This is a genomic window from Pseudomonas maioricensis, assembly GCF_022790535.1.
GTDB classification, from domain to species: Bacteria; Pseudomonadota; Gammaproteobacteria; order Pseudomonadales; family Pseudomonadaceae; genus Aquipseudomonas; species Aquipseudomonas maioricensis.
Map to the genome: position 1 here is coordinate 78806 of NZ_LOHG01000018.1, position 11174 is coordinate 89979.

At 58.1% G+C, this 11174-nt stretch carries 10 protein-coding genes; 4 read left to right on the forward strand and 6 right to left on the reverse strand.

Annotation, left to right across the window (positions count from 1 at the left end):
* Position 1 precedes the first annotated feature (1 nt).
* Positions 2-1228: an RtcB family protein gene (locus AUC61_RS22135; RefSeq protein WP_243248325.1), complete on the reverse strand. Its 1227-nt coding sequence runs from the start codon at positions 1226-1228 to the stop codon at positions 2-4.
* A 294-nt stretch (positions 1229-1522) separates the two neighbouring features.
* Between AUC61_RS22135 and rtcR the strand changes: the two genes are divergently transcribed.
* A complete protein-coding gene (gene rtcR, locus AUC61_RS22140) occupies positions 1523-3127 on the forward strand; it encodes an RNA repair transcriptional activator RtcR (RefSeq protein WP_243248327.1) in 1605 nt (534 codons plus the stop codon).
* 35 nt (positions 3128-3162) lie between these two features.
* Positions 3163-3906 (forward strand): NUDIX hydrolase, encoded by a 744-nt coding sequence (locus tag AUC61_RS22145; RefSeq protein ID WP_243248328.1) that lies wholly within the window; start codon positions 3163-3165, stop codon positions 3904-3906.
* A gap of 2 nt (positions 3907-3908) precedes the next feature.
* Here the strand turns inward: AUC61_RS22145 and AUC61_RS22150 are convergent, their stop codons facing one another.
* Positions 3909-4814 (reverse strand): serine hydrolase domain-containing protein, encoded by a 906-nt coding sequence (locus AUC61_RS22150; RefSeq protein ID WP_243248330.1) that lies wholly within the window; start codon positions 4812-4814, stop codon positions 3909-3911.
* A gap of 216 nt (positions 4815-5030) precedes the next feature.
* Between AUC61_RS22150 and AUC61_RS22155 the strand changes: the two genes are divergently transcribed.
* Together AUC61_RS22155 and AUC61_RS22160 are read left to right on the forward strand one after the other, a co-directional pair.
* The gene (locus tag AUC61_RS22155; protein WP_243248331.1) at positions 5031-5438 is read left to right on the forward strand and encodes an SRPBCC family protein; all 408 of its coding nucleotides are present in this window, start codon (positions 5031-5033) and stop codon (positions 5436-5438) included.
* A 125-nt stretch (positions 5439-5563) separates the two neighbouring features.
* On the forward strand, positions 5564-6415 hold the full coding sequence (locus AUC61_RS22160) for a CAP domain-containing protein (protein WP_243248332.1): 852 nt from the start codon (positions 5564-5566) through the stop codon (positions 6413-6415).
* A 60-nt stretch (positions 6416-6475) separates the two neighbouring features.
* Here AUC61_RS22160 and AUC61_RS22165 read toward each other — a convergent pair whose 3' ends face one another.
* The 4 genes from AUC61_RS22165 to AUC61_RS22180 form a co-directional block, all read right to left on the reverse strand.
* Positions 6476-6607: a YHYH domain-containing protein gene (locus tag AUC61_RS22165; protein ID WP_122664759.1), complete on the reverse strand. Its 132-nt coding sequence runs from the start codon at positions 6605-6607 to the stop codon at positions 6476-6478.
* Between the two features lie 89 nt (positions 6608-6696).
* Positions 6697-7134, reverse strand: a complete 438-nt coding sequence (locus AUC61_RS22170; RefSeq protein WP_243248333.1) for a YqaA family protein — start codon at positions 7132-7134, stop codon at positions 6697-6699.
* Positions 7135-7153: 19 nt separating this feature from the next.
* Positions 7154-9205 carry a hybrid sensor histidine kinase/response regulator gene (locus tag AUC61_RS22175; RefSeq protein WP_243248334.1) on the reverse strand — a complete coding sequence of 684 codons (2052 nt, stop codon included), beginning with the start codon at positions 9203-9205 and terminating at the stop codon, positions 7154-7156.
* Positions 9206-9299: 94 nt separating this feature from the next.
* A complete protein-coding gene (locus tag AUC61_RS22180; protein WP_243248335.1) occupies positions 9300-10919 on the reverse strand; it encodes a methyl-accepting chemotaxis protein in 1620 nt (539 codons plus the stop codon).
* Between the last annotated feature and the right edge of the window lie 255 nt (positions 10920-11174).

An 11174-nucleotide genomic window follows, 5' to 3' on the forward strand; every position in this document is an offset into this window, starting at 1 on the left:
TCTATCCTTTGACACAAACCACCTGCCGCAAGGTGTGCAGCACCTCCACCAACTCACGCTGGGCGCGCATGACCTTGTCAATGTCCTTGTAAGCCATGGGAATCTCGTCAATCACGGCGGCATCCTTACGGCATTCAACATGCGCGGTGGCGCGAATCTGGTCTTCAATCGTGAATGTGCTTTTGGCCTTGGTTCTGCTCATGGTGCGCCCTGCCCCATGACTGCAAGAGCAAAATGCCTCTTCATTACCCAACCCGCGAACGATGAAACTTTTGGCGCCCATGGAACCCGGAATGATCCCCAGCTCGCCCTTCTTCGCCGAAACAGCCCCCTTACGGGTGATCAGCACGTCTTCACCAAAGTGCCGTTCTTTCTGCACATAGTTGTGATGGCAGTTGACCGCTTCCAGAGCAACCTGAAACGGCTTGCTGATTACCTGTCGGGTGGCCTGAATGACCGCCGCCATCATCAACTCCCTGTTCTGACGGGCGAAATCCTGCGCCCACTCTACGGCTTCCACGTAATCATCAAAGTGCTGGCTGCCTTCTTCGAAGTAGGCCAGGTCACGGTCCGGCAAATCAGCGATGTGCTGCCGCATGTCCGCCTGAGCCATCTGAATGAACAGGTTGCCGATGGCGTTTCCCACGCCACGAGAACCGCTGTGCAGCATGAACCAGACCCTATTGCCTTCATCCAGACAAACCTCAATGAAGTGGTTGCCGCTGCCCAGGGTTCCCAGGTGCTTACGGTTGTTGCTGTTTGCCAGCGCCGGGTACTTATCAGTAATCAGCTTGAAGCGTGGATGCAGCTCAGCCCAGACGTTATCAGCCTGCTGCGGAATCTCGTCCCAGGCGCCTTTATCACGGCGAGAACGGGTCGAAGACCGGCCGTGAGGCACCGACTTTTCAATCGCGCTACGCAGCCCCGCCAGGTTATCCGGAAGGTCAGCGGCAGTGAGCGAGGTTCGCGCAGCAATCATGCCGCAGCCGATATCCACCCCAACGGCGGCCGGAATGATCGCGCCCACCGTCGGAATGACGCTGCCGATGGTGGAGCCTTTACCCAGATGCACATCAGGCATGACCGCCATGTGCTTGAAGATAAAAGGCATGCGCGCTGTGTTCATCAATTGCTGCCGGGCTTCGTTCTCTACCGGAACGCCTTCTGTCCACATTTTGATGGGCTTACCGTTGACGACTTCCAATACCTGAAACGTGTTCTTCTGCATGATCTCTACTTCTGTTCAATGGCCCCTGTTCAGGCCTGCTATTCAAGGCAGCTACTTCAAAAGCTGCTGACTTGACGCTTCGCTCAAGTCGCTAGCCTACACGCCTGACTGCCTGGCGTTATGCAGGTTGACTGCAGGCTGCGTGCCAGCCTCAAAAGAACACACGAACAAATAATTAACTACATGATTTTATTAGATATTATTTTTAATGCCTGCTTTTACCCACAAAAGAAAAGACAAACCGGACGCCTATTATTTATCCTTTAATATCGCTTCTTATCTTTCAGGATAGATATGTCTACCACGCGCACCGTAGCCATCGGCTTCATTGGCTCAACCCTCGACCGTGTAGGCAAAGGCGCCAACCGCTGGAACCATTGGCGCCCCACCGTCGGCCTGTGCCAACAGGAAGAGCTGCAGATAGATCGACTGGAATTGATCCATGGGATTTCGGCGCGCGATGTCAGCCTTGCACAGCGTGTGGCCGCCGATGTCCAACAGATTTCCCCGCAGACCGAGGTTCGCCTTCACCCCATGTCACTGCGCAATGCCTGGGACTTCGAAGAGGTGTACGGCGCATTACATGACTTCACGACCGCCTACGATTTCGACACTGACAACGAGCAGTATCTGGTGCACATCACCACCGGAACGCACGTTGCGCAGATCTGCTGGTTCTTGCTGACTGAAGCGCGCTACCTGCCCGCCCGACTGATTCAGACCTCACCGGCACGTCGACACAGCGATGAAGAACGAGCGAGCGGCACCTGTTCCCTGATCGATCTTGACCTTTCGCGCTACGACCGCATTGCCTCGCGCTTCACTCACAAACGGCTGGAAGGCCTCGAGTTTCTCAAATCAGGAATTGCCACTCGCAATGCCGCATTCAACCGCTCGATTGAACAGATCGAACAGGTCGCCGTGCGCTCCAGAGCCCCCATGCTGCTGATCGGCCCTACGGGTGCGGGGAAATCTTTTCTGGCGAGACGCATCTACGAACTCAAGCGCAGTCGACATCAAATCGAGGGGCGTTTTGTCGAGGTCAACTGCGCAACCCTGCGGGGCGACGGCGCCATGTCGACGTTATTTGGCCATATAAAAGGCGCATTCACTGGTGCCCTGACCGCCCGTGAAGGCTTGCTGCGCGCCGCCGAGGGCGGAATGCTGTTTCTCGATGAAATCGGTGAGCTAGGGCCGGACGAACAAGCCATGCTGCTCAAGGCAGTTGAAGAAAAACGTTTTCTGCCGATGGGCTCAGACAAGGAAGTAGCCAGCGACTTCATGATTATCGCCGGTACCCATCGGGACTTACGTGAACGGGTGGCTCAGGGCTTGTTCCGCGAAGACTTGTATGCGCGGATCAACCTGTGGACGTTCAATCTGCCCGGCCTTGCCCGCAGGCGCGAAGACATTGAGCCGAACATCGATTTCGAGCTGGAGCGCCACGCGCGGGAACACGGACGCTTGATTCGTTTCAATCGCGAAGCCCGTCAACGCTACATGGCTTTCGCCAATCATCAAGAATCGGTGTGGTCAGGCAATTTCCGCGAGCTCTCGGCGTCGATCACGCGCATGGCCACGCTCGCCGACAGCGGGCGGATTGACGAGGCTCAGGTTGAAGAGGAAATCCAGCGCCTGCGTTACGCCTGGGCTCTGACGGTGGAACCGGACGAGCCACTGCCACTGCTGGATGACGAGCTGGAGCTGGACCTTTTTGATCGCGTACAACTCAAAGCGGTCATCGATGTGTGCCGCAGCGCTCAGAGCCTGTCAGACGCCGGACGCAGGCTGTTTGGCGTTTCACGCAGGAATAAGGCGAACCCCAATGACGCGGATCGCCTGCGAAAATATCTGGCGCGTTTCGGCATTGAGTGGAAGCAGATCAATGGTCAGGATTAAACTTCGCCACGGACCCCAGCTTTCCAGGATTTTCAATGAAGTATGAGTTGAACGATTACAACGGCGTGATCATCGATCCGGATTCTTTTTCTTATGAAAAAGCCGATCTTGAAATCGCCATTAAAGGCTTGCTGGTGTTCATGGAGCGCGAGAACAAAGGGCTCGCCTGGATCACTCTACCTGTTAGCCGCTCCGGCAGCATCGAGCAGTTCGTCGCGCACGGCTTTGTATTCCACAGCTGCCTGCCTGAAACCCTGACGCTGGTCAGAAAACCACAGGAATCGACTTACGTGCCCTTTACCCCGACGCATATCGTCGGTGCCAGGGCCATCCTGATCAATCAGCACAACGAGATTCTGGTGGTCAGAGACCAGGGCCGTAGCGGCTTTAATTTGCCTGGCGGTCATGTCGATGACGGTGAAAGAATCCAGGACTCCATCGTCAGGGAGGTTCTCGAAGAAACCGGTGTCGAGGCCAGTTTCGAATCCATTCTGGGCTTCACCACCCGCCATCCTTATGAGTTCGGCAAATCCAACATCCATTTCATCTGCCGACTGAAACCACTGACCCAGACGATCAACGTCATCGACACCGACGAAATCGCAGAGGCCCGCTGGATGTCGGTTGAGAGCTACCTGGCAGATGAGAAGAACGGCCAGATCAACCGTGAAATCGTCAGCCGGATCGCCGGCCGCCAGGGTCTGGTGATCGCGGACTTCCAGAACAGCGGTCGCTTCAAAAAGCAGGAAATGTTTATGGCGATTGAGCCGAAAGCTTAATGTCAGGACGTTGTCACACCCAGCGCTGAGGTGACCCGCCTTACCATTTCCGTTTCGACCACGGCCTCGGCCGCACCTTCGTGAAAAACCGCGCACGTTGCAGTGGCCCCACCGTGAATGCCACGGTACACGGCCACGACGCTGCCCGGCCCAACGCCGGTATGCCCGGCCAAGGTCAGGCCGCCTGCGACACCACCCTGCATCAATCCCAACGCATATCCCGGGGAAAGCCACGGGCGCCCCGCTATCGGACCGCCCAGAACAAGGGCTGTTTGCATCTCCTCCAGCAGCCCTCGCGGCAGAAGCTTGCCAGCCAGCAGGCGATCCAGAAAGAGTGCCGCCTCCGCCATCGGGCCGATCAGTACACGGTGATAGACCCAGCCCGGATCGTAGCCAGGCGCGATGCCTGCGCATACGCCTTGCAGATTTTCACCCGCCCTCGCAACACGCGTCCGCGTAACGCCCAAAGGAGACAGCACGCGCTGAGCGAGCGCTTCTTCAAGCGGGAGACCGGAAAGCCTTTCGATCAAGCGGGAGACGAACAGATAGCCGACGTTCGAATAACGCCAGCCCTCCCCAGGCGCGTACCGCAAACGAGTGGCATCCAGCCGCTGGAGCATCTCGTCGGCAGGCCAGGACGGTTCACCGCTCGCCACCGCAGCGTGGTAGTCGGCCAGCTCGCTGTAGTCGGCCAGCCCGGCTTGATGACGCAGCAATTGGCGCAGGGTGAAAGGGCCTTCGGGAACCTGATCGTCCAGACCGACCTGACCGTCGCGAACCAGCGTCAGCGCGGCAGAGGCCAGTACGGTTTTGGTGAAGCTCCACCAGGGGGCTATCACTTCAGGCGCAGCCGCATGAGACTGCCCGGAGGTAGTCGGCAAACCGTTAATGATGAGCGAAAACGACATAGGCGACAGCTCTGAAATTTCGCACAAGGTTAAACTGCGGCGTGCCTGCGCGCCAACTGACAGCGGTAGACAGCCTTCGCCGGACCGATCCACCCCACCTGTCAGCGATTTCAGGCGCTGCAGTCTTTCGGACTCCACGGGTCGATTCACCGCCAGAGTGTCAGTCACGCTGCAATTGCGTTTACTATCCCCTCATTCATTCTTGGAGCAATGACCATGGCAACAGCCTCTGCAAGCATTCGCGTACCCGTCTCTGCCGATAAAGTCTGGCAATTGATCGGCGGTTTTCTGTCTCTGCCGGACTGGCTGCCATTCATTGCCAGCAGTGAAGCCTCCGAAGGTGGGCGGGTGCGAACGCTGACCACAACTGACGGCGCCGTAATTGTCGAAAAGCTGCAAACCTTCGATGAAGCCAACCGCACTTACAGCTATTCGATCGTGAAAGGCCCATTCCCGGTGACTAACTACCTCGCTACGGTGCAGGTTGCTGGCCACGGGGATCAAGAGACAGTCGTCACCTGGTCCGGCAGTTTCACCCCCGACGGGATTTCTGATGCAGAGGCCGAAGCACTGTTCCTGGAGGTCTATCAAGGCGGACTGGACGCCCTTAAAGCTAATTTTTGACCCTTGGGAGCCAGCGGGACTGAACTGACAGCGCTCTTCACCCTCAATATTGCTTCGATAAATGGCATTTCGCAGCACAGCGCAAAATCGCGCATTATGGGCGCGGTCAGTTCAAGGAGACATTAATGCGCGTTACTTTATCTTTTTTGCGTTTTGCCACCTTGTCACTGGGATTGGTATTCACCGCCACCGCCGTGGCGTCCGAAGAGTCACAACTGGTCGATTCAATCAACAGCTTCCGCAATCAGTCACAACGTTGCGGCGATCAGGTTTCACAAGAGTTGCCACCTCTGAACGTCGATACCCGACTGGTGCTGTCCGCTACCAGCCCGGTGGACCTGCAACAGGCCATGGCCCGCGCGACGTACCCGATGGTCAACGTACAAGCGATCAGCCTGTCCGGTCCTCGTGATGCGCAATCTGCCATGAGTACGATTCAGGAAAGCTTTTGCAGGGTGGTGCTCGACCCGCAGTTTGTCGATATCGGCGTCAGCCGCGAAGGTCGTGACTGGCGAATAGTACTGGCCCGCCCACTGCTCACTGCCCGTCTTGGCGACTGGCAGGCGGAAGGCCAGAAGTTACTGGCACTGATCAATTCGGCAAGGGCTCAGCCGCAACAGTGCGGCACACAGGCCCTGGCCGCGACTACACCGCTGACCTGGAACCCTGCTCTGGCATTGGCCGCAGAAAACCACAGCCGGGGCATGGCCAACAATAACTTCTTCGACCACATGGACCGTGACGGCCGCATGCCGGGTGACCGGGCGGAACTGGCCGGTTACTCAGGCCGCCAAATCGGCGAAAACATCGCCGCCGGACAGGGCAACGTGCGCAAGGTCGTGGATGGCTGGCTGGCAAGCCCTGGTCATTGCGCCAACCTCATGAACCCGGCATTCCACGAACTGGGCGCCGCCTACGCGGTAGACCCCAAGAGTGATGCCGGGATTTACTGGACGGGGGTGTTCGGCGCGCAGTGACACATCACCGTACTTAACGGCGTGGGACCGACCAGGCGTTGTCCCACGAGATCAAGGTACTCAGTGGCAGTGATAATCGCCCGTCTTGTGATTGCGATGGCAACCTTTGGAGTCGGTGCCGCCGCTGTGCGCCAGCGCGGTTACGGAGGCCATGGACAGGAGTGCGACGATCACAACGGCAAGTAGCTTCATAAAACAGCTCTCTACGCTAAATAGCGGGAATGGGAAGACCAGTCACGAAGTATGGCTCATTGATATCATAGCGCATAGTGCGTTGTTCATCACGCCCATCCCAGAGTCATCGCTGTCAGAAGCAAATACCGCGCACCTTTGGCCAAGGTCACGATCAACAGAAAACTCCACAGGGGCTCACGCATCACGCCAGCCACCATGGTCAGCGGGTCACCGATGATTGGCACCCAGCTCAACAGCAGCGACCAGCGTCCGTAACGCAGATAGAATCTTTGCGCTTTCTCCAACTGAGCCTCGCTGACCGGAAACCAGCGTTTGTGGCGAAACCGCTCGACCGAACGGCCCAGCAGCCAGTTGACCAGCGAACCCAGCACATTGCCCACCGTCACGACCAACAATAACGTCGCAACGACGTAGTGCCCGGACAGCAGCATGCCCACCAGCACCGCTTCGGACTGCATCGGCAATAGTGTCGCCGCACCGAATGCGGCCATGAACAAACCCACGTAGCTGGAAACTTCAAACACTCGCGCACAGCCCCATCAATCAAACAGCCTTGATCAATTCCCTGATTCTGGAAGCCAGCGCCTCCAGCGCGAAGGGTTTGGTGAGCACATCGGTCAACGGCTCAAGGTGGCATTTGTCGAGCACTGTGGTTTCTGCATAACCGGTAATGAACAACACCGGCAGGCCTGGCCGACGCTCCCGACCCGCGTCAGCCATCTGCCGCCCATTAATACCGCCTGGCAGGCCGACATCGGTCACCAACAGATCGATTCTTACGTCCGATTGCAGAATGCGCAGCCCGGCCAGACTGTCAGCGGCCTCAATGGCCACATAGCCCAGACTGCTCAGAACTTCGGTGACCAGCATGCGTACCGAAGACTCGTCATCGACCACCAGAACAGTCTCACCCTGCCCCGCCAATGCGCCGCTACTGACCGGCACCGGAAACTCCGGAGCCTCTATTTCCCGCTCATGACGTGGCAACTGCAGACACACCATCGTGCCCTGATCGACCTCGGAGCGAATCCGGATCTGACCTCCGGATTGCCGGGCGAAACCATAGATCATCGACAATCCCAGCCCGGTACCCTCACCCACCGGCTTGGTGGTAAAGAACGGCTCGAATGCTTTGGCCGCCACCTCTGCCGTCATGCCACAGCCGCTGTCAGTCACGCGAATACTCAGGTACTCGCCACCACGCACTTCAGGATCGAGATCGCTGTTCTCATCCAGAACTTCATTGCGCGTCTCGATCAGAATGCTGCCGCCATGGGGCATGGCATCCCGGGCATTGATACACAGGTTGAGCAGAGAATTTTCCAGCTGGGCAGGATCGATCAGAGCCGTCCAGAGGTCTGCGGCAGCACGGACCTGAATATCAACGGAAGGACCTACGGTACGGCGGATCAACTCCTCCATCCCCTTGATCAAGGCATTGACATTGGTGGGGATCGGCGCAAGGGTCTGGCGGCGCGAAAACGCCAGCAGGCGATGGGTCAGCGCCGCCGCCCGCTGCACCGCTCCCTGAGCAACCACCAGATAACGATCAACATCCGCGACCCGGCCTTGCCCAAGGCGCATCTGCATTAATTCGAGACTGCCGGAAATACCTGCCAGCAAGTTGTTGAAGTCATGGGCGATGCCACCGGTGAGCTGCCCGACGGCTTCCATTTTTTGTGACTGGCGCAATGCTTCTTCAACCACCTCGCGCTCGCTGATGGCTTCACGGATGCGTTGTTCGAGGGTCAGATTGAGGTCCTGAACCGCCGCTTCAGCCTGCTTCCGTGCCGTAACATCAATGGACGAGCCGATCAGGCCAATGACTTCCCCGTCGTCGCTGAACAGCGGTGCCTTGACCGACAACCAGGTCGCAGCCGAGCCGTCCGCCAGCCTGACCTGCTCTTCAACCTGCTCTGATACGCCGCCGTTCATGATGCGCTGGTCGGTGGCCATGATCACTCGAGCCTGGTCCTTGTCCTCGAGATACTCGAGGTCGGTCTTGCCGATGTAAAACTCGGGTGGTTTACCGATCAATTGCGTGGTGCCGTGATTGGCAACCAGCATGCGTCCCTGGCGATCCTTGGCGTACACAACGCCGGGAACTGCTGCGGTGAAGGTGCGCAGCAGAGACGTAATGCGGTCGCGCTCAACTTCAGCTGCGCGGCGCGACTCGATATCCATGAGCACGCCGAGAAAACGGGTGGGCTCGCCGTCCTGATCAAACTCGACACGGCCTTTGGCTTCGAGCCAGCGATAACTGCCATCACGATGCAGCACGCGATATTCGCACCTGAATGCGCCACCGCGCAGCAAGGTTATGCCGATTTCGCTTTCGACACGCGCCCGGTCATCAGGATGAATCGAGGCCGTGACCTTCTCCAGCGGCAGGCCCTCCACGGCCTCCCGTGGCGTCAGGCCAAATGCAGCAGCATAGCGCTCGTCACCGATGACATGGTTATCCTGCACATGCCACACCCAGGTGCCGACGATGGCGTCGGCATCCAGCGCAAGTTGCAAACGCTCAGCGGTATCTTTTGCCGGGAATTCCAGCGGTTCGCTGTCCTCCGGCCACTCCTTAAAATCGCTGCTCATCGCCCGCTACTGTCCATCGTAATGCCAAGGCCCGACCGGCCGAATGCCCTGAATGGTGCCGGTGCGGGCGATGTAATACAAGTCGGGAGCGATGTCAGGCACTCAATCGCGAAATAACGTCGTTCAAGCCTACAGACAGCCCGTGCAGCTCATGACTGGCAGCCTGGGTACGTTTGACGTTGTCCTGATTGGTGCTGGCAATGGCGGTAATTTCAGTGAGATTGCGCGAGATGTCCTCAGCCACTGAAGTCTGCTCCTCAGCAGCCGTGGCGATTTGCCGGTTCATGTCGCGAATCGCCTCCACCGCCGTGGTAATGCGGTGCAGGGTGGCACTGGCATTGCTCACCTGCTCGACACTTTCCTCGCTGCGGGTCTGACCGCCCTGAATCGCAATAACCGCGTCACTGGCACCGGTCTGCACCGAGTCGATGATCTGGTTGATCTCGGCGGTAGACACGGCGGTGCGCTGTGCAAGTGTACGGACCTCGTCTGCAACCACCGCGAAACCACGCCCGGCCTCACCGGCTCGCGCAGCCTCAATGGCCGCGTTCAACGCCAGCAGATTGGTCTGATCAGCGATGCCACGGATCACTTCGAGCACCTTGCCGATGCGCACACTGTCGGTCTCCAGTCGCTGAATCACATTGGCGGTGTTGCCGATTTCGCTGCGCATCAGATTGATGGTGGTCATGGTCGATTGCATGACCTTGTCGCCTTCCCGGGCATGATGATCCGCATCATCTGCCGCCCTGGCAGCCTGAGCGGCATGCCTTGCAACTTCCTGCGCCGTCGCCGACATTTCCGTCATGGCCGTAGCCACCTGGTCTGTACGCTCGAACTGCTCGTGAGTGCCTTGCGCCATGAGCGTGGCGATGGACTTCAACTCGTTGCCGGCCGTGTCCAGATCGGTCGTGCTGCGCTTGAGGCGATTGAATGTATCCGCCAGGAAGTCCCGCAGAATATTCGCCGCCACAGCCAGATGTCCCAGCTCATCCTGACGAGTGATGTTGACCCGCTCGGCAAACTTGCCATGGCTTAACTGCGACACGTAGTCGATAAGCATCCGGATTGGCGCGATAAGGTTGCGATTGACCAACCACCAGGTCAGCACGCCCACCAAAACCGCAGACGCGAGCATGATCAGGGCACCGAACAATATCGTCCGGTCAGCTGCGTTGCTGATCAGCACCGATTGCTCGCCACTGTTCTTGCGCAGGGTGTCCACCAGTTGACTCATCTGCTCGCTGGCTGCACGGTCAACGCCTTTTACCGCAAGGTCACCGGCGACCGGATCACCGCCCGCCGCAATGAAGGCATCACGCCCCTTGCGATAAGCCGCCCCCAGAGTCTTGTGTTCTTCCATCAGTTTTTGCACCTGGGCCAACGTCGACGCCGGCACACCCTGCACACGCTCCAGCTTCCCGAGCGCGCTCTGAACCAGACGCTCCTGCGCCTCGAACTGCCCCCAGAACTTGTCGCGATCCGCTGGCAACTTGCCGCGCAAGAGGACGTTTTTCCATTCCTGCACCTGAGTTTTGAATTCCAGATTGGCTTCGTCCACCAACTGCGACGCACGCACAGGGCCTTCGAGCAAGCCGCGATAGGCCTGCACATTGCTGGAAAGAAACTGGAAACAAGCCAGCGCGATCAACAGCACCAGCACCAAACTGCCGCCCAGCATTCCCAGAATCTGGAGTCGAAGGGATTTACCCATAAAACGAGTACCTCGGGGGGAGGGTTTGCGGCGCGGCGCAAACCGAAAATATTGACTTCCCTGTTTTTAGCGTTACGGGCAAGGGGCTCGAAACGCAGTTGTCTGCGCATCGGCTTGGAAGAAGGGTTCTTGAGGGCCGTTGATCGTGATGAATGTGTCGGGGTTTGTCTGGGGTCCTACAGGAATGCGGTACTGCTGACTGTAAAGGTATGTCGACCCTATCGGCCTCTTCCCGAATGAATTCGGTCCTACCAA

Excerpts from the sequence above, each read along its gene's own strand:
- AUC61_RS22135 (WP_243248325.1), bottom strand. The coding sequence starts at position 1,228 with ATGCAGAAGAACACGTTTCAGGTATTGGAAGTCGTCAACGGTAAGCCC.
- rtcR (WP_243248327.1), top strand. The coding sequence starts at position 1,523 with ATGTCTACCACGCGCACCGTAGCCATCGGCTTCATTGGCTCAACCCTC.
- AUC61_RS22145 (WP_243248328.1), top strand. The coding sequence starts at position 3,163 with ATGAAGTATGAGTTGAACGATTACAACGGCGTGATCATCGATCCGGAT.
- AUC61_RS22150 (WP_243248330.1), bottom strand. The coding sequence starts at position 4,814 with ATGTCGTTTTCGCTCATCATTAACGGTTTGCCGACTACCTCCGGGCAG.
- AUC61_RS22155 (WP_243248331.1), top strand. The coding sequence starts at position 5,031 with ATGGCAACAGCCTCTGCAAGCATTCGCGTACCCGTCTCTGCCGATAAA.
- AUC61_RS22160 (WP_243248332.1), top strand. The coding sequence starts at position 5,564 with ATGCGCGTTACTTTATCTTTTTTGCGTTTTGCCACCTTGTCACTGGGA.
- AUC61_RS22165 (WP_122664759.1), bottom strand. The coding sequence starts at position 6,607 with ATGAAGCTACTTGCCGTTGTGATCGTCGCACTCCTGTCCATGGCCTCC.
- AUC61_RS22175 (WP_243248334.1), bottom strand. The coding sequence starts at position 9,205 with ATGAGCAGCGATTTTAAGGAGTGGCCGGAGGACAGCGAACCGCTGGAA.
- AUC61_RS22180 (WP_243248335.1), bottom strand. The coding sequence starts at position 10,919 with ATGGGTAAATCCCTTCGACTCCAGATTCTGGGAATGCTGGGCGGCAGT.